General features: G+C 67.9%; 20 protein-coding genes and 1 pseudogene. 12 read left to right on the forward strand and 9 right to left on the reverse strand.

Going from position 1 to position 17,429, the window contains the following annotated elements:
- Positions 1-173: 173 nt before the first annotated feature.
- Entirely contained in the window at positions 174-1,844 is a 1,671-nt protein-coding gene (locus ACWEH3_RS31495) for an FAD-dependent oxidoreductase (RefSeq protein WP_450023905.1), read from the reverse strand.
- Between the two features lie 181 nt (positions 1,845-2,025).
- Here ACWEH3_RS31495 and ACWEH3_RS31500 point away from each other — a divergent pair, with 181 nt between their 5' ends.
- Positions 2,026-2,517 carry a SixA phosphatase family protein gene (locus tag ACWEH3_RS31500; protein WP_450023903.1) on the forward strand — a complete coding sequence of 164 codons (492 nt, stop codon included), beginning with the start codon at positions 2,026-2,028 and terminating at the stop codon, positions 2,515-2,517.
- Positions 2,518-2,540: 23 nt separating this feature from the next.
- Here the strand turns inward: ACWEH3_RS31500 and ACWEH3_RS31505 are convergent, their stop codons facing one another.
- Positions 2,541-2,744, reverse strand: a complete 204-nt coding sequence (locus ACWEH3_RS31505) for a hypothetical protein (protein WP_355080041.1) — start codon at positions 2,742-2,744, stop codon at positions 2,541-2,543.
- 58 nt (positions 2,745-2,802) lie between these two features.
- Here ACWEH3_RS31505 and ACWEH3_RS31510 point away from each other — a divergent pair, with 58 nt between their 5' ends.
- Complete coding sequence (locus tag ACWEH3_RS31510; RefSeq protein WP_450023901.1) at positions 2,803-3,174, forward strand: glyoxalase superfamily protein; 372 nt, start codon at positions 2,803-2,805, stop codon at positions 3,172-3,174.
- A 10-nt stretch (positions 3,175-3,184) separates the two neighbouring features.
- Here ACWEH3_RS31510 and ACWEH3_RS31515 read toward each other — a convergent pair whose 3' ends face one another.
- Entirely contained in the window at positions 3,185-3,832 is a 648-nt protein-coding gene (locus tag ACWEH3_RS31515; protein ID WP_450023899.1) for a TetR/AcrR family transcriptional regulator, read from the reverse strand.
- A gap of 37 nt (positions 3,833-3,869) precedes the next feature.
- Here ACWEH3_RS31515 and ACWEH3_RS31520 point away from each other — a divergent pair, with 37 nt between their 5' ends.
- The 7 genes and pseudogenes from ACWEH3_RS31520 (at position 3,870) to ACWEH3_RS31550 (ending at position 8,583) form a co-directional block, all read left to right on the forward strand.
- On the forward strand, positions 3,870-4,754 hold the full coding sequence (locus tag ACWEH3_RS31520) for an alpha/beta fold hydrolase (RefSeq protein ID WP_450023897.1): 885 nt from the start codon (positions 3,870-3,872) through the stop codon (positions 4,752-4,754).
- 123 nt (positions 4,755-4,877) lie between these two features.
- Positions 4,878-5,336 carry a MerR family transcriptional regulator gene (locus tag ACWEH3_RS31525; RefSeq protein WP_450023895.1) on the forward strand — a complete coding sequence of 153 codons (459 nt, stop codon included), beginning with the start codon at positions 4,878-4,880 and terminating at the stop codon, positions 5,334-5,336.
- Complete coding sequence (locus tag ACWEH3_RS31530; protein ID WP_450023893.1) at positions 5,333-6,343, forward strand: aldo/keto reductase; 1,011 nt, start codon at positions 5,333-5,335, stop codon at positions 6,341-6,343. Before ACWEH3_RS31525 ends, ACWEH3_RS31530 begins: the two co-directional genes overlap by 4 nt.
- A 24-nt stretch (positions 6,344-6,367) precedes the next feature.
- Positions 6,368-6,661, forward strand: a complete 294-nt coding sequence (locus ACWEH3_RS31535) for a putative quinol monooxygenase (RefSeq protein ID WP_450023891.1) — start codon at positions 6,368-6,370, stop codon at positions 6,659-6,661.
- Between the two features lie 141 nt (positions 6,662-6,802).
- Positions 6,803-7,273: pseudogene (locus ACWEH3_RS31540) on the forward strand (carboxymuconolactone decarboxylase family protein); the annotation flags it as partial.
- 12 nt (positions 7,274-7,285) lie between these two features.
- Entirely contained in the window at positions 7,286-7,597 is a 312-nt protein-coding gene (locus ACWEH3_RS31545) for a GNAT family N-acetyltransferase (protein WP_450023927.1), read from the forward strand.
- Positions 7,594-8,583 carry a pirin family protein gene (locus ACWEH3_RS31550; protein WP_450023889.1) on the forward strand — a complete coding sequence of 330 codons (990 nt, stop codon included), beginning with the start codon at positions 7,594-7,596 and terminating at the stop codon, positions 8,581-8,583. Before ACWEH3_RS31545 ends, ACWEH3_RS31550 begins: the two co-directional genes overlap by 4 nt.
- 211 nt (positions 8,584-8,794) lie before the next feature.
- Here ACWEH3_RS31550 and ACWEH3_RS31555 read toward each other — a convergent pair whose 3' ends face one another.
- Both ACWEH3_RS31555 and ACWEH3_RS31560 read right to left on the reverse strand, forming a co-directional pair.
- Positions 8,795-9,271: an SRPBCC family protein gene (locus ACWEH3_RS31555; protein WP_450023887.1), complete on the reverse strand. Its 477-nt coding sequence runs from the start codon at positions 9,269-9,271 to the stop codon at positions 8,795-8,797.
- Positions 9,268-9,600 (reverse strand): ArsR/SmtB family transcription factor, encoded by a 333-nt coding sequence (locus tag ACWEH3_RS31560; protein ID WP_450023885.1) that lies wholly within the window; start codon positions 9,598-9,600, stop codon positions 9,268-9,270. Before ACWEH3_RS31560 ends, ACWEH3_RS31555 begins: the two co-directional genes overlap by 4 nt.
- Positions 9,601-9,877: 277 nt before the next feature.
- On the opposite strand from ACWEH3_RS31560, the gene ACWEH3_RS31565 reads away from it, so the two are divergent.
- Both ACWEH3_RS31565 and ACWEH3_RS31570 read left to right on the forward strand, forming a co-directional pair.
- On the forward strand, positions 9,878-10,375 hold the full coding sequence (locus ACWEH3_RS31565) for a hypothetical protein (RefSeq protein ID WP_450023883.1): 498 nt from the start codon (positions 9,878-9,880) through the stop codon (positions 10,373-10,375).
- Positions 10,372-10,500, forward strand: coding sequence for a hypothetical protein (locus tag ACWEH3_RS31570; protein WP_450023881.1), 129 nt, complete (start codon positions 10,372-10,374; stop codon positions 10,498-10,500). The genes ACWEH3_RS31565 and ACWEH3_RS31570 overlap by 4 nt, the downstream gene beginning before the upstream one ends.
- Here ACWEH3_RS31570 and ACWEH3_RS31575 read toward each other — a convergent pair.
- Positions 10,497-11,351: a helix-turn-helix transcriptional regulator gene (locus tag ACWEH3_RS31575; RefSeq protein ID WP_450023879.1), complete on the reverse strand. Its 855-nt coding sequence runs from the start codon at positions 11,349-11,351 to the stop codon at positions 10,497-10,499. The genes ACWEH3_RS31570 and ACWEH3_RS31575 overlap by 4 nt on opposite strands.
- A gap of 100 nt (positions 11,352-11,451) precedes the next feature.
- Here ACWEH3_RS31575 and ACWEH3_RS31580 point away from each other — a divergent pair, with 100 nt between their 5' ends.
- The gene (locus ACWEH3_RS31580) at positions 11,452-12,462 is read left to right on the forward strand and encodes an aldo/keto reductase (protein ID WP_450023877.1); all 1,011 of its coding nucleotides are present in this window, start codon (positions 11,452-11,454) and stop codon (positions 12,460-12,462) included.
- A 91-nt stretch (positions 12,463-12,553) separates the two neighbouring features.
- Here the strand turns inward: ACWEH3_RS31580 and ACWEH3_RS31585 are convergent, their stop codons facing one another.
- From ACWEH3_RS31585 to ACWEH3_RS31595, 3 genes are all read right to left on the reverse strand, one after another.
- On the reverse strand, positions 12,554-13,060 hold the full coding sequence (locus ACWEH3_RS31585; RefSeq protein WP_450023875.1) for a PaaI family thioesterase: 507 nt from the start codon (positions 13,058-13,060) through the stop codon (positions 12,554-12,556).
- Between the two features lie 95 nt (positions 13,061-13,155).
- Positions 13,156-17,109, reverse strand: coding sequence for a DNA-directed RNA polymerase subunit beta' (locus ACWEH3_RS31590; protein WP_450023873.1), 3,954 nt, complete (start codon positions 17,107-17,109; stop codon positions 13,156-13,158).
- A 102-nt stretch (positions 17,110-17,211) separates the two neighbouring features.
- Positions 17,212-17,429 (reverse strand): hypothetical protein (locus ACWEH3_RS31595; RefSeq protein WP_356968766.1); only part of this gene is annotated, 218 nt, incomplete at its 5' end.

Genomic DNA, 17,429 nt, shown 5'->3' on the forward strand with positions numbered 1-17,429 from the left:
TTGGACGTACCCGACGAGTTCCCCATGTACCTGCGAAATCAGTCGGCCGGTTCTCGCAGATGATCCACCTGGTCGGCGTCCTCGTTGGATCCAGCCGATGCTCAGGCCACGTCGGGGCACTGGGGGTCGGAGCCGGTCGGGTCGCGGGGTGAGCCGACCGGCGTCCTGGGTTGTCAGCCGCGGGCGGCTTTGAGCAGGTCTTCGCGGGTGGTGAACTTGACGCGCGGGCGGCCCGCGGACTTGCCCGCGGACTTTTCCGCCTGGTCGATCGCTCGCCAGCCCGCCCGGTCCACCAAGTCGGCCTGGCGCTCGGCGAGCAGCGCCTTCAGCGCGGCGCGGTCGGCCTGCGGCGCGGCGAGTTTGCCCGCGGTGAAGTCGGCGAGCAGCAGCTCCACCGTCTCCTCGGAGTCGGTTCGGTTGGAACCGATGACGCCGCGTGGTCCCCGCTTGATCCACCCGCTGACGTACACGCCGCTCAGCAGCGTCCCGTCCTCGCCGACGACCCGGCCGTGCTCGTTCGGCACGACGCCGCGCCGCTCGTCGAACGGCAGCTCGCCGATCCGCTCGCCGCGATAGCCGATCGAGCGCAGCACCAGCGAAGTCTCGATGCTCTCGGTGCGGTCGGTCGGGCGCGCCACGAGCTGACCGTCGTCGGCGAACAACTCGTTGTGCACGATCTCGATGGACTCCACCCGATCGGTGCCGGTCAGCGCGGTGGGCGAGGTCAGATAGCGGAAGACGATCCGCTTGTTGCCCTCGGCCCTGCGACCGCCCGCGTACTCCTTGGCCAGGGTGTACTTCAAGGCCAACGACGGCTCCACCTGCGGGTCGTCCACGAGCGCCTGGCTGGCGTGGTCGAGTTCCAGGTCGGCCTCCTCCACGACGACGTCGACGCCCTTCAGATGCGCGAGCGCGAGGAACTCCGGCGAGGTGTAGGCCGCCTGGAGCGGGCCGCGTCTGCCGAGCACGACGACCTCGCGGATATTGCTCTGCCGCAGGGCATCCAGCGCGTGATCGGCGATGTCGGTCTTGGCGAGTTCGTTCGGATCCACGGTCAGCACGCGCGCCACGTCCAAGGCGACGTTGCCGTTGCCGACGATCACCGCGCGCTCACCGGACAGATCGAAGGTCCGGTCGGCGTAGTCGGGATGGCCGTTGTACCAGGCGACGAACTCGGTGGCGGAGTGGCTGCCCGGCAGGTCCTCGCCCGGGACGCCCATCTTGCGATCGCTCGAGGCGCCGACCGCGTAGATCACGGCGTGGTGGTGGCGCAGCAGTTCCTCGTGCGAGATGTGCGTGCCCACTTCGACATTCAGGTAGTACTGCAGTGTCTCGCGGCGGAACGCGGACTCGAACATGCCCGAGACCGTCTTGGTGCCCGGATGGTCGGGCGCGACACCCGCCCGCACCAGCCCCCACGGGGTGGGCAGCCGGTCGAACATCTCGACTTCCACGTCCGCCCTGCGGAGCAGCTCGTCGGCCGCGTAGCAGGCAGCGGGCCCGGCGCCGACGATCGCGACGCGCAGGGTGCCCAGCTCCTTCGGCGGACGCGAGGGCGTGACGATCGGATCGAAGTTCGATTCCAGCGGATGCCGTTGGAAATACGCGGCATTGATGTCGCGGAATCGCGCCAGCGAAGCGGTCAGGTCGTCCTCGGAGAAGATGGCCTCCACCGGGCACGCGTCGACACAGGCGCCGCAGTCGATACAGGTGTCGGGGTCGATGTAGAGCATCTCGGTCGTCGCGAACTCCGGCTGGTCCGGAGTGGGACGGATGCAGTCGACCGGGCACTCGGAGACGCAGCTGGCGTCGTTGCAACAACGCTGCGTGATTACGTAGGCCATATTGTGCTGATCCTCGAAGAAGTACGTGGGCTGTGGCCACCCAGGGGTTGTGGTGGACAGATGAGCGGCGTCCGTCACGTCCGCCGAGAGGGTCGCCCACGGCAGCGCGTGATGTGATGCCGCTTTCAGTTTGCCTCGAGTGTGGTCGGGACCTCTCGCCCGGAGGGCTTACCGTATCTCCATGGCGCGGACCCTGATCCTCATGCGGCACGGCAAATCGGCCTATCCGGACGGCGTCGACGACCACGAGCGACCGCTGGCGCCGCGAGGCAGGCGCGAGGCCGGACTCGCGGGTGAGTGGCTGCGCGCGACCCAGCCGCCGATCGATGCCGTGCACTGCTCCACGGCCACCCGCACCAGGCAGACGCTGTCCGCGACCGGCATCACCGCGCCGGTGGTCTTCGAATCGGGGATCTACGAGGCCACGCCGGAAACGCTCATCGAGCTGGTCCGCCTCAGCGCCGACGACGTGGCGACACTGCTGGTGGTCGGCCACGCGCCGGGCATGCCGTGGACGGCTTGGGAGCTGGCGAGCAATCGCGACAGCGCCCCCGCCGTCGAACTCAGCCGGAAGTTTCCGACTTCGGCGCTCGCGGTACTGCGCTTCGACCGCGACTGGGCGGACGTCGATCCGGGTACCGGAGAGCTGGTGCAATTCCACATCCCGCGCTGACCGCACGCGATCCGGACGCGCGGTCAGCGCAGTAATCTGCCGCCGACCACGACGACCGCACCGAGCACGAGCAGCAGCGCGAACGCGGCGAGTCCCCCGAACAACCACCACACCACGCCGAGCGCGAGCGCGAACGGCGCGACCGCTATCGCGGTGATCACCGGGCTTTCCTTGACCGTCGCCCAGGCCGAACGAGCCCTGATCCGGTCGATGTCCTTTCCAGGCATGAGCCCAGGGTAGGCCGGAATCCGGAACTTTGTCGGTGCACGATGGAATGCTCGCCGTATGGATTGGAAAATCGAGCTCGTCGCCATTCCGGTGACCGATGTCGACCGCGCCAAGGACTTCTACACCAAGATCGGCTTCAACGCCGACCACGACCACCGGGTGAACGAGAACCTGCGCTTCGTTCAACTGACTCCGCCCGGTTCCGGATGCTCGATCTGTCTCGGTGAGGGCATCACCGACGCGGAACCCGGCAGTGTCCGAGGCATGCAGATCGTGGTCGCCAGCGCCGACGACGCCTACCGGCAGTTGATCGCAGCCGGTGTGGACGCCACGCCGGTCGAGGACCTCGCCTGGGGGCGGTTCACCTACTTCGCCGATCCGGACGGCAACAAATGGGCCGTCCAGCAGGTGCCCTCTTACAGCAGCTGACCGGCGCGCGTCAGTCCGCCCGGAGCACCCCCGCCCGGGCGGCCAGCGCCGCCACACGGGCCGCGCGCTCGGCCACCGCGTCGTCGACCGGCTCGCCGGTGACGAGCATGCGGTAGTAGATCGGAGCGGCTGCCATCCGGATCACCTCCGCCGGATCGGTGTCGGGGTGCACCTCACCGCGTTCGAGCGCGCGCCGCACGATGACGACCACCTCCGCGAAGCGGTTCTCGAACAGCAGGGAGAACGTGGCGCGAGCGGACGGATCCCTGGTCGCGGCCACCACCATCGCGTACAGCCAGTGCTCCGCCACCGGATTCCGATACACGTCGACCACCGCGCGGGCGAACTCGATGAGATCGCGTTCGAAGTCCCCGGTGTCCGGCGTGACGATGCCCGTGCCGACATCCATCCCGGCCTCGAGGATCACGCGATCCAGGCTGCCCCAGCGCCGGTACAGGGTGGACACCGCCACGCCGGCTCGCGCCGCGATCTTCTCCAGACTTGTTCCCGCGTAGCCGTTCTCGACCAGTTCCGTCAGCGTCGCCGCGAGCACGGCCCGCTTCGTGCGCGCCGTCCTTCCGCCCGGGCGGACCGCACCGGGCCTGATCTCCTCTGCCATGAACAGCTTTCCCTTGCGTCGATCCGTCAGCCCTGCCACGATCCTAATGCAAACTTCTTCTCGTTTAGGTGGTCCTGTGAACATCGCCCGGGTCTCGCACCGGTTCGCCGAGGTCGACGGCGTGCGCGTCTTCTATCGCACGGCCGGACCGGCCGACGCGCCCACGCTTCTCCTGCTGCACGGATTCCCATCCGCTTCCCACCAGTTCCGCAGGCTCATCGACGCGCTCGGCGACCGCTACCACGTGGTCGCGCCGGACTACCCGGGCTTCGGACACACCGAGGCGCCCGCCGACTTCCCCTATTCGTTCGACTCGCTCGCCGACGTCCTGGAGGGTTTCGTCGAAGCGCTCGGCCTGACCCGGTTCGTCATGTACGTCTTCGACTTCGGCGGCCCGGTCGGGTTCCGGCTGGCCACCAGGCAACCGGACCGCATCGCGGGCTTGGTGATCCAGAACGCCAACGCCTACGCCGAAGGGTTGTCCGAACTGGCGCGCCAGACCGTCGCCAACCGGCCGGGCGTGCCCGGCGCCGAGGACAACATCCGGCAGATCCTCACCCTGCCGGTGACCCAGAGCCAATACCTGGGCGGCACTACCGATTCCGAACTCGTCGCACCCGACGGATGGGTGCTCGACCAGTACTTCCTGGACCGCCCCGAGCGGCAGCGGGCACAGATCGCGCTCGGCTTGGACTACCACTCCAATGTCGAGCTCTACCCTGTGTGGCAGCGCTGGCTGCGGACGCACCGCCCACCCACATTGATCGTCTGGGGAAGAAACGACGCCTTCTTTCCCGAGCAGGGCGCGCACGCCTACCTCCGCGACCTACCGGATGCCGATCTGCACGTTTTCGATACCGGCCATTTCGCGCTCGAGGAGTTCCTCCCGGAGATCGCCCCGCTGGTCGCCGACTTCGTCGACACCGTCGCGCGACAGGGCGCGAAGCCGGTCTCGCGATGACGGCGACAGCCGGGAGAAACAACCGGAGAATGGGTCTTGCTTGGAGTGCACTCCAGGTGATTAGCGTCGTCGGTGTTCAACGAGAAGGGCGAGTGCAGTGAACGAGCGTCAGCGAGTGAAGTCATGAGTGAAACCGCGTTTCCGGTGACCGCGGGCGACGACCGGGAGCTGCCGCGGTATTCGATCGGCGAGGTGTCCGAGCGATCGGGGCTGAGCCGGGATACGTTGCGCTGGTACGAACGGATCGGGCTGATGGACTACATCGGCCGGGACCACTCCGGCAAGCGCCGGTTCAGCGACCGGGATCTCGAATGGCTGGCGCTGATCGGCCGGCTGCGCACGACCGGCATGTCGGTTGCGGACATGGTTCGCTACGCCGAGCTGGTGCGGACGGGAGACGCCACGCTCCCGCAGCGGCTGGAGATGTTCCGGGACACTCGCGCCGAGGTACTCGCCAAGATCGATGAACTCCGTCAGACCCTGGCCGTGCTGGACCACAAGATCGCCCTGTACGAGGGCAAAGTCGAGACAGCTCCCCCGGCCATGGTCACCGCGCACGACAGCGAAGGGATCAAGCTATGACGAGCACGGACAGCCTGCCCACCACCACCCTGGGAACCAGCGGCATCGAGGTGGGGACGCAGGGTCTGGGCTGCATGGGCATGAGCGAGTTCTACGGGCCCAGCGATCTCACCGAATCCAGGGCGACCCTGGATCGGGCGCTGGAACTGGGTGTCACTCTGTTCGACACCGCCGATGTTTACGGCTCCGGGCACAACGAGGAATTCCTCAGCGATTTCTTCGGCGCCGAGCGCGATCGGCTGGTGATCGCCACCAAGTTCGGCATCGTTCGCAAGGCCGACGACCCGGCCTTCCGAGGGTTCGACAACTCCCCCGCCTACATCCGCGCCGCGGTGGAGGGCAGCCTGCGCAGGCTGCGGGTCGACACCATCGATCTGTACTACATGCACCGCAGGGACCCCGCCGTGCCGATCGAGGACACGGTCGGCACGATGGCGGAATTGGTGCGGGAGGGCAAGGTGCGCGCGCTCGGATTGTCCGAGGTGACGGGCGCCGAACTGCGGGCGGCGCATGCGGTGCACCCGATCGCGGCCGTGCAGTCGGAATGGTCGCTGTTCTCCCGGGACGTCGAACGCACCGTGGTGCCCGCCGCGGCGGAGCTGGGTGTGACCTTCGTGCCGTACTCGCCGCTGGGTCGCGGCTTCCTGACCGGATCGTTCACCGGCACCGCCGACAGGAGCGATTTCCGTTCCACGATGCCGCGCTTCACCGGCGCGAACGCGGCGCGCAATGCCGAACTGCTCGACCCGCTGCGGGCCATCGCCGAGGCACGCGGCATCACCCTGGCGCAGGTTGCCCTGGCCTGGGTGCACGCACAGGCCGCTGTGCGGGGCCTCGCAGTGGTCCCGATCCCCGGCACGCGCAGCCGCACCCGGCTCGCCGACAACGTGGCCGCCGCGACCATTTCGCTCACCGCCGACGAGCTGGCGACACTGGAGCCGATCGCAAGCCGGGTGACCGGCACCCGGTACGCGGACATGTCGTTCACGTCGGCGGGCCGCGAATAACCCACCACGAGATCAGGAGACGCCATGTCCACGTTGACGCTCAACGTCCGCTTCACGGCGAAGCCGGGTCGCGAGTCGGAACTGAAGGCCCTGCTGCAAGGCATGATCCAGCCGACGCTGGCCGAGGAGGGCTGTGTCCGTTACGAGCTCTACCTGCATCCCACCGACCAGAGCCGGATGGTGCTGCTGGAAGAGTGGGTCGACGAGGACGCCTTGGCGGCGCACTTCCAGACGCCGCATCTGAAGGCCTTGGCGACGGCGCTGGAGGAGGTCCTGGTCGAACCGTTCCAGTTGCGGCGGTTCGCCGAGATCGGATGAGCGCGGCGGTGGTCCGGGGTCGCGGACGGTCCCGGACCACCGTGAGTTCCTTCCCTACCGACGCGCGCCACCGGACCGAAGTCCGCTTCTTCGACGGCGGGATCTGTGCCGTTCACCGGCGGCCGCTAACATCCCATGAATATGAGCCCTGAAGCCCCGCGAGATCGCGTCTGGATCGACAAACGGACACCCACCGCGTTCCGCGCACTGAACAGCGTCGCGAGCGAGGTCAGGGCCGCCGCCGCGGCGGTGGGGCTGGATCGCCGGATCGTCGAACTGATCAATCTGCGCGTCTCCCAGATCAACGGTTGCGCGTACTGCCTCGACGTGCACTACCGGGCCGCCTCGGCAGCCGGGGCCACCGAACAGGAGATCGCGGTGCTGCCCGGCTGGCGGCGCGGCGGCACGTACACGCCCTTCGAGCAGGCCGTACTCGCGATCGCGGAAGTGACGGCGACGCTCCCGGACGAGCACGTCATCGAGCGTGAGTACGCTTTTGCTCGCCGGTATCTGACGGATGACCAGCTGTCCGTCGTCATCTGGGTGGCCACCACGATCGGCGCGTTCAACCGGGTCTCGATTCTCAGCAGGCATCCGGTTCGCGCACGGAAGGAGAAGGGAACCATGACCGAATCGGCTTCGGAGTCCAAGGTCGTCCGCAACGACGAGCGGCATCGCTACGAGGTGTTCTACGGCGGGGAGCTGGCCGGCTTCGCCGACTACGAGGAACGCGACGACGAGACGGTGTTCACGCACACCGAGGTCGACGGCGCGTTCTCGGGAAAGGGCCTCGGCTCGGTCCTGGCCAAAAGCGCGATCGAGGACGTCATCGAGCGGGGGCGGGTGATCCGGCCGGTGTGCCCGTTCATCAAGGCATACCTGGACAAGCACCCCGACTACGACGAGCACGTGATCGGCAAGGGCGTCGATCGGTGAGTGATCTGGATCCGCGCCCGGCTGAGACGCTGTGTGAACCCGCGCCCGGCCCCGGCCCGGTCGCGGAGCGTTATCCGGCCCGCGAGGTGCCACTCGGCGGCGTGCGCGGTGTGTACGTCGAACGCGTGCTGCCCCAGCGCGATCTGCCTACCGTCGGCGCGTGGTGCTTCCTCGACCACTTCGGCTCGCCGACGGTCACCAAGACCGGCGCGCCGCCGGACATCGATCCGCATCCGCACATCGGCCTGCAAACGGTGACCTGGCCGTTCGAAGGCCGTATCCGGCACCGCGACTCGGTCGGGTCGGACGTGGAGATCGAACCCGGTCAGCTGAACCTGATGACGTCCGGGCGCGGCATCGCCCATTCCGAGTACGCCGTGCCCGGCGCGCCCGCCGGACACGGCTTGCAGCTGTGGATCGCCCTGCCGGGCCACCGCACCGGCATCGCGCCGCATTTCGAGCAGCATCGCGAACTGCCGGTCGTGGAAGCGCCCGGCCTGCGAGCGATCGTGCTGATCGGGTCGCTGGCCGGGAAGACCTCGCCCGCCATCGCCTACACACCCATCGTCGGCGCCGATGTGCGGCTCGAGCCGGGAGCCGATGTCGCTCTCCCGCTCGATCCTCGTTTCGAGCACGCTGCGCTGGTGATCGAGGGCGAGGTGACCGTCGCGGGCAACGAACTCGCGGCTGGACCGCTGCTGTACCTGGGCACCGGCCGTGACGAACTCCAGCTCACCAGTTCCGGCGGCGCGCATGTCGCACTGATCGGCGGGGAGCCGTTCGGCGAGGAACTGGTGATGTGGTGGAACTTCGTCGGCCGCAGCCATGAGGACATCGTCGCCGCCCGTGCCGATTGGGAGAATCACGACGTCAGCCGGTTCGCCGACATCGCGGGCCACACTCCGCGGCAGCGCATCCCCGCGCCGCCCCTGCCCGGACTGCATCTGAAGCCGCGCAAGCGCCGGATCGGCCCGGCCCGGGACTGAACCGCGCCGCGATCTCATCCGGCTCCGCCCGGCGGCCCTGCCGCTGTTGTGTCAGCACCGCCACCTGTTGAGGATTGCCGCCACCGTCCCGAGCCGGACGGCCGTTCGCGTCGGTAGACGCGACTGGACGGCCGCCGATTCCCCCGACGCGAGATGGCATCCACCACACGCTTCGGCTCCGCTCACGCGACCGGAGCCGAAGCGTCCGGTCTCAGCCTCGGGCGAGCAGTGCGTCCAGTGCGCGGTAGCTCTCGTTGAGCCCGGATTCCATACCGGACTCGAGCATCCCGTCCCGTTCCTGCGGCGTGTGGAACTGGCTGTCGGTGACCACCTTGGTGCGGCCGTCGCCGAGATCGACGAAGCTGACGCTGTCGATGGCCACGTGGGCGGGCATGCCGTCCCACTCGAAGGAGTACACGATGCGCTCCTGCGGGGTGATCTCGCGGAAGCGGCCCTCGAAGCCGTGCGTCTCCCCCTCGGCGTGCTCGATGAAACGCCAGTGCCCGCCGGCACGAAACTCCCAGCGCTCGATGTCGAGCCGGTTGCCGCGACCCCACCACTGGGCGAGTTGTTCGATCCTGCTGTAGGCGGCCCACACTCGCTCGCGCGGGGCGTCGAAGACCCGCTCGATGTGGATCGCGCGGTCGGTGTCCGCCGTGATGACAGCGTCGTTCGTGGTTGTGCTCATCGATCCTGCTCCGTTCGTCCGAGGAATTCGCCGAGACGATCCAGCCGCGCTTCCACCATCCGCCGGTAGCTCTGCATCCAGGCCACTTCGCGGTCGAAGACGTTCTCGCCGAGGCGGCAGTACCGCACCCGGCCGCGTTTCTCCGTCACCACCATGCCCGCCGCCTCCAGCAATTGGATGTGCTTCTTGATGCCGGTGAGCGTCATCTCGAAGCGCTCCGCCAGTTCGCTGACGGTCGCGGGCCCACTGCCGAGGCGTTCGAGGATGCCACGCCGGGTGGGATCCGCGAGCGCCCCGAAGGAGGCGTCCAAGAAGTCATACTGAACCATCTAGTTCAGTGTTGCGCAGCGGAGCGCGGACGTCAAGAGCGAATCGCGCCGCCCGGATCCGGCGACTCCGACGGTCGGCAGCGAATCCATGGCGTGGCGGCCGACCCGAGAACGCCCGGACCGTCATCCGCGGCGCAGGCACTCGCCGACGAAGCGGGACAGATACTTTCGCCACCGCGATCGGTGATGAACTGTCGCTCAACCCTTCTGATCCAGCCCGACGAGCGGTATCTTGTCCGGACGAACCGGACACGGGGCGGGACACGGAAAGAGCACGATGAGGATCTCCCAATTCACCGCGACCACTCTGGTTGCTTTGGCGGCCACCGCACTCACCACGAGCGCCGCGCACGCGCAGCCCGCGCCCGGCGACGCGCCGCTCGACCTGCACGGCACGTTCCACCAGGTCGCCTACGAGGTCGCCGCCAGCGAGGATCGCCGTGCGGCGGTCGCGACCCTCCAGGACGGAACATTCGAGCTGACCCACGACGACCGGGTGGTGACGGTCGCCGATCGCGACGGCCAGATCGTCGCCGCGCTGCCGATGACGCTGCGCATCGGGGACCAGCGCGTGTCCCTGCGGCCCGTACTCGAGGACGCGGGACACCGGCTCACCGTCGCGCCGATCGCCATGGCCGACGCGCCGCTGCGCGACGTCAGCGCCCAGGAGCGGTTCTATGCCCAGGCCGAGAAGGTCATGCCGACCATCCTGGCGGCGCCGGGATCGGCGCCGCCATCGGCTTCATCGTCGGCTTCCCGCTCGGCCTGTTCGTGATCGACTTCATCACGGTGCCCGTCGCCGCGGTCGCGGGCGCCGCGATCGGCGCGATGGCCGGGTACATCATCGGCGGTGGACAGCCCGCCGTCGACGCGGCGCTCGAGTACGTCACCGCGCCCTAGTCGAGCCGGTCGACGGGCGTCAACTGCTGCGTGCCGATCACCCGCAGCAGGTCCAGCTTCTCGGCCGCGTCCGTGCCGGGGCGCGGTAGGTAGACCAGCAGACGCTGGGCGGAGTTGGGCGTGAGCAATGTTTCGCAGACCATGTCGATCAGGCCGACCTGCGGATGCAAGATGCGCTTGATATCCGAGAGGCGCACGGCTACTTCGTGCTCGTCCCAGAGGCGGTCGAATTCGACGCTCGCGGAGCGTAGTCGCGCGACGAATTCGATCACGTCGGAATCGGCCGCCCGGCGCGCGGCCGTGGCACGCAGATCCGCGACGTGATGGCGGCTGAGCCGGTCCCGATCCTCCTCCGGGAAGGTCGCGCGAGCGGACGGGTCGGTGAACCATCGGTAGGCGTAGTACCGGTCCCAGCCGCGCCGTTCGCCGTGATCGCCGACCAGCAACATGTGCATCCGGTTCTGCACGAGCACCTCGCCGAGATCTGTGACGACCGTGGCCGCGGTGTCATCGAGCTTGGCGAGCAAGTGCATCAGGCCGGGGCCCACGTGCTTGTCGGTCGTCTCACGGCCCGGCGGGGCGTGGTCGCACAGATGGTAGAGGTGGTCGCGTTCGTCGTTGTCGAAACGCAGGGCGCGCGCGAGCGAGGCGAGCACCTGGGTGGACGGACGCGGACCGCGCGACTGCTCGAGCCGGGTGTAGTAGTCGGTCGAGATGCCCGCGAGCAGGGCGACCTCGTCGCGGCGCAGCCCCGGCGTGCGCCGCCGGATGCCGGGCGGCAATCCCACGTCGGCGGGCGTGAGCTGCTCCCGGCGACGGCGCAGGAAGTCGGCGAGTTCGGGGCGGTCCATGTCTTCACTGTCCCCCGAAACGGCGTGCTCAGCCAGGGATCGCCGCTCCCCCGATAAACGATCTCTCCCGCGGGGGTCCGGCACGGTTCAGGCTGGTCCCATGACGACAACGAAGATCGACGAAGTGCGGCTGGGAGCCACCGGTCCGACCGTCAGCCGGATCGGCCTCGGCGCCATGGGCATGTCCGGCGCGTACGGCACGACCGACGACGCCGAATCGACCGCGACCATCCATGCGGCGCTGGACTCCGGTGTCAACCTCATCGACACCGGCGATTTCTACGGCGCGGGCCACAACGAGATGCTGATCGGCAAGGCCATCGCCGAACGTCCTCGCGAGGACGTGGTGCTGAGCGTGAAGTTCGGCGCGCTGCGCGGCCCTGACGGCGGTTTCGTCGGTGTGGACAACCGTCCCGCCGCGCTGCGCAATTTCCTGACCTACAGCCTCCAGCGGCTCGGCGTCGACCACATCGACATCTACCGACCCGCCCGGCTGGATCCGGACGTGCCGATCGAGGACACCGTCGGCGCCATCGGCGAGCTGATCGAAGCCGGATACGTCCGCCATGTCGGCCTGTCCGAGGTCGGCCCGGAAACCATCCGGCGCGCGGCGGCCGTGCATCCCATCGTGGACTTGCAGATCGAGTATTCGTTGATCTCGCGGGGTATCGAGGAGCGCATCCTGCCCGTCTGCCGCGAGCTCGGCATCGGCGTCACGGCCTACGGCGTGCTCTCACGCGGCCTGCTCAGCGATGCGATCCAGCCCGGCGCCACCTTCGACCCGACCGATTTCCGCGCGCACAGCCCGCGCTTCCAGGGCGAGAACCTGGACCGGAATCTCGAGCTGGTCCGCGCGCTGACCGAGGTCGCGGCGCGCAAGGACGCCTCGGTGGCGCAACTGGCCATCGCCTGGGCACTGACCCGCGGCGCGGACATCGTGCCCCTCATCGGCACCCGCCGACGCGGGCGCTGGGCGGAAGCTGTTCGTGCGCTCGACCTTTCGCTCACCGACGAGGAGCTGTCCACCATCGAGGCGGCCGTGCCCGCCGACCGGGTCGCGGGGGAACGCTACGCCACGGCACAGATGGCGATGCTCGACAGCGAGCGATGAGGTCACGTCTGGGGCGCGGCCGCGAGCCGCGCTCCAGACGAGTTGAGACCCCGCCGATCACATCACGCCCGACCGAGCATTCTCGACACGATCAGGCCCGGCGCGGACGCAGCACGGCCGTGAAAACCGCTGTGGCCACGATCTTTCCGGTCGAATCGGCAATATCCACCGGAACTTCGACTTCGAGTGGCACTTTCGCCTCGATGTCCGCACGCATCTTCGCCAGCGTCTCGCCGGAGAACGCGGAAGTAGCGCGAAACGGCCCCGCTTCCCCTTTCGCCCGGGCTTTGTACTCGATGCGCCCGTCCTTGGCGACGATGAACGTATCCCCCATGAGGTCCACGATTCCCGACACCGACGCGCCCATCGCGGCGGTCTCCGCCATCCCGAACAACACGGCGGCGTGCAGATCCCCGTTGTGGTTCAGGTGTCCCGCCCGCGGTACGACCGACACCACATTGCGCCCCGCCGCGAACTCCTCCCATTCCACGCCCGCGTACTGGATGAACCCCAGCTTCCGGAACCCGGCCACCACCAGATCCGCCGACGCCACGCCGTCCACCGCCACCTCCAGGAGCAGAACTGAAACCTGTTCCACTTTTACTGGCTTCCCGCCGGTTGTCCACCGCGCGCGAAACGAATCCGGCCCCCGCTCCAGAACGGAGCGGGGGCCGGATGCTTACGGCTGACGGATCAGCGGTAGTCGCTGAAGCCGTAGTCGTCGAGCGGAACCGCGGCGCCGGTGGTCTGACCGAAGCTGTCCGGGCTGTAGTAGGTGTCGTCGTAGGACGGCACCGCGTACGCGGCGGCACGGGCTTCCTCGGTCGGCTGCACCTGGATGTTGCGGTAGCGGTTGATACCGGTACCGGCCGGGATCAGCTTGCCGATGATCACGTTCTCCTTGAGGCCGATGAGCTTGTCGGAGCGGCAGTTGATCGCCGCGTCCGTCAGGACTCGAGTGGTCTCCTGGAAGGACGCCGCCGACAGCCACGAGTCGGTGGCCAGCGACGCCTTGGTGATACCCATCAGCACCGGGCGACCCGCCGCGGGCTCGGCACCCTCGGCGACGACGCGACGGTTCGCGGCCTCGAACTCGGCGCGCTCGGTGAGCGAGCCGGGCAGGAACTCCGTGGCGCCCGAGTCGATGATCGTCACGCGACGCAGCATCTGGCGCACGATGACCTCGATGTGCTTGTCGTGGATCGACACACCCTGCGAGCGGTAGACCTCCTGGACCTCGTGGACCAGATGGACCTGAACCTGCCGGGGGCCCATGATGCGCAGCACCTCGTGCGGATCCGCCGCGCCTTCCAGCAGCTGCTGGCCGACCTCGACGTGGTCACCGTCGGAGAGCAGACGCTCGGTGCCGTCGTCGTGCTTGAACACACGCAGACGCTGCCGCTTCGAGAGCTTGTCGTAGACAACCTCTTCGCCACCGTCATCCGGGATGATGGTGATCTTGTAGAAGCGATCGTCGTCCTCCAGCCGCACGCGACCGGAGACCTCGGCGATGGGCGCCTTGCCCTTCGGCACGCGCGCCTCGAACAGCTCCTGCACACGGGGCAGACCGCCGGTGATGTCGTCACCCGCGACACCACCCTGGTGGAAGGTACGCATGGTCAGCTGGGTACCGGGCTCACCGATGGACTGCGCGGCGACGATACCGACGGCCTCACCGATGTCGACCAGCTTGCCGGTCGCCATCGAGCGGCCGTAGCAGGTCGCGCACACGCCGGTGCCGGTGGTGCAGGTCAGCACGGAGCGGACCTTCACCTCGGTGATACCCGCCTCGAGCAGCGCCTCCAGCGCCGGGTCGCCGAGGTCGGCGCCCTTGCCTACGATGACGTTGCCCTGCGCGTCGAGCGCGTCGGACGCGAGCGTGCGCGCATAGGTAGAGGTCTCCACGTGCGCGTCGCGGATGATCGAGCCGTCGAGCTGCTTCTCCGCGATCGGCACCACGATGCCGCGCTCGGTGCCACAGTCGTGCTCGCGCACGATGACGTCCTGCGAGACGTCCACCAGACGACGGGTCAGGTAACCCGAGTCGGCGGTGCGCAGCGCGGTGTCGGCCAGACCCTTACGAGCGCCGTGGGTGTTGATGAAGTACTCCAGAACCGTCAGGCCCTCACGGAAGGAGGACTTGATCGGCCGCGGGATGAACTCACCCTTCGGGTTCGTCACCAGGCCCTTCATACCGGCGAGGGTACGGGTCTGGGTGAAGTTACCCGTGGCGCCCGAGTCGACGATCGTGATGATCGGGTTGTCGGCCGGGTAGTGCGCGCGCAGCGCCTTACCGACCTCCTCGGTCGCCTCCTGCCAGATCTTGACCAGGGCGTTGTTGCGCTCCTGGTGATCGAGCGCACCACGCTGGTACTTCTTCTCGATCTGATCCGACTGCGCCTCGTAGCGCTCCATGATCTCGGCCTTCTCCGGCGGCACGAGCACGTCGGACATGGAGACCGTCACGCCGGAACGCGTGGCCCAGTAGAAGCCCGCGTCCTTGAGCTTGTCGACGGTCTGCGCGACCACGATCATCGGGTAACGCTCGGCGAGATCGTTGATGATCGTCGCCTGGCGCTTCTTGGGCATCTGCTCGTTGATGAACGCGTAGTCCACCGGCAGCAGCTCGTTGAACAGCACCCGGCCCAGCGTGGACTCGATGGTCCACGCGTCGCCGCGGCGCCAGCCCTCCGGGAACAGCTGAGCCTCGATCTCCTTCGGCGGACGCTGGTCGGTCAACCGGACCTTGATCAGCGAACGCACGGTGAGCTCACCGCGGTCCACCGCCATCTGCGCCTCGGCGGGCGAGGAGTACACGCCCCGCTCCGGACCGTCCTGAGTGGCCGGCTGGTAGGAACCCTTCGCGCCCTCTTCCAGACGGGTCAGGTAGTACAGGCCGGTCACCATGTCCAGACGCGGCATGGCCAGCGGCCGGCCCGACGCGGGCGACAGGATGTTGTTCGACGACAGCATCAGCACGCGCGCCTCGGCCTGCGCCTCCGCCGACAGCGGCAGGTGCACGGCCATCTGGTCACCGTCGAAGTCGGCGTTGAACGCCTCACAGACCAGCGGGTGCAGCTGGATGGCCTTGCCTTCCACCAGCTGCGGCTCGAAGGCCTGGATACCGAGACGGTGCAGGGTGGGCGCGCGGTTGAGCAGCACCGGGTGTTCGGCGATGACCTCTTCGAGGACGTCCCACACCTGCGGCCGCTGCCGCTCCACCATCCGCTTGGCCGACTTGATGTTCTGCGCGTGGTTCAGGTCGACCAGGCGCTTCATCACGAACGGCTTGAACAGCTCCAGCGCCATCAGCTTGGGCAGACCGCACTGGTGCAGCTTCAGCTGCGGGCCGACGACGATGACCGAACGGCCCGAGTAGTCGACGCGCTTACCGAGCAGGTTCTGACGGAAGCGGCCCTGCTTGCCCTTGAGCAGATCGGACAGCGACTTGAGCGGACGGTTGCCCGGTCCGGTGACCGGACGGCCGCGTCGGCCGTTGTCGAACAGGGCGTCGACCGACTCCTGCAGCATCCGCTTCTCGTTGTTGACGATGATCTCGGGCGCGCCGAGGTCGATCAGTCGCTTGAGGCGGTTGTTGCGGTTGATCACGCGACGGTACAGGTCGTTCAGGTCGGAGGTGGCGAAGCGGCCACCGTCGAGCTGAACCATCGGGCGCAGCTCCGGCGGGATCACCGGAACGGCGTCGAGCACCATGCCCATCGGCGAGTTGCCGTTGGCCTGGAACGCCGCGACGACCTTGAGCCGCTTGAGCGCGCGCAGCTTCTTCTGGCCCTTGCCGGTGCGGATGGTCTCGCGCAGCGACTCGGCCTCGGCCTCGATGTCGAAGCTCTCCATCAGCTTCTGGATGGACTCCGCGCCCATCGCGCCGGTGAAGTACTCGCCGTAGCGGTCGACCAGCTCGCGGTAGAGCACCTCATCGACGATGAGCTGCTTGGGCGCCAGCTTGGTGAAGGTGTTCCAGATCTCCTCCAGCCGGTCCAGCTCACGCTGGGCACGGTCGCGGAGCTGGCGCATCTCCCGCTCGCCGCCGTCCTTGACCTTGCGGCGGACGTCGGACTTGGCGCCTTCGGCCTCCAGCTCGGCCAGGTCGGCCTCGAGCTTCTGAGCGCGGGCCTCGAGGTCGGCGTCGCGCTGATCGGCGACCGCCTTCTTCTCGACCTCCATCTCGGCCTCGAGCGTGGACAGCTCGTTGTGCCGCAGCTCCTCGTCGACCGCCACGATGACGTAGGCGGCGAAGTAGATGATCTTTTCCAGATCCTTCGGCGCCAGGTCGAGCAGGTAGCCCAGGCGCGAGGGCACGCCCTTGAAGTACCAGATGTGGGTGACCGGAGCGGCCAGCTCGATGTGGCCCATGCGCTCGCGGCGCACCTTGGCGCGAGTCACCTCGACGCCACAGCGCTCACAGATGATGCCCTTGAAGCGGACGCGCTTGTACTTGCCGCAGTAGCACTCCCAGTCCCGGGTGGGACCGAAGATCTTCTCGCAGAACAGGCCGTCCTTCTCCGGCTTGAGCGTGCGGTAATTGATGGTCTCCGGCTTCTTCACCTCGCCGTAGGACCACTGACGGATGTCTTCTGCGGTGGCCAGGCCGATCCGGAGTTCATCGAAGAAGTTGACGTCTAGCACGTAACTTCCTTTCCCCTGTGCGGGTCGAATTCGAGCAAAAGTTCACTAGTTGGGTAATCCGTTGCGGGAGGCCGGATGCCGTGACGGCATCCGGCCGACCGCCTAGTTCGCCAGATCGTCGACGGTGGCGGCTTCGTTCCTCGACAGGTTGATGCCGAGGTTCGCCGCGGCGCGCTCCAGGTCCTCGTCCTCGCCTTCGCGCAGCTCGATCGCGGCGCCGTCGGACGACAGCACTTCGACGTTGAGGCACAGCGACTGGAGTTCCTTGAGCAGGACCTTGAACGATTCCGGAATGCCCGGCTCCGGGATGTTCTCGCCCT

Source organism: Nocardia sp. NPDC004718 (genome assembly GCF_053601535.1).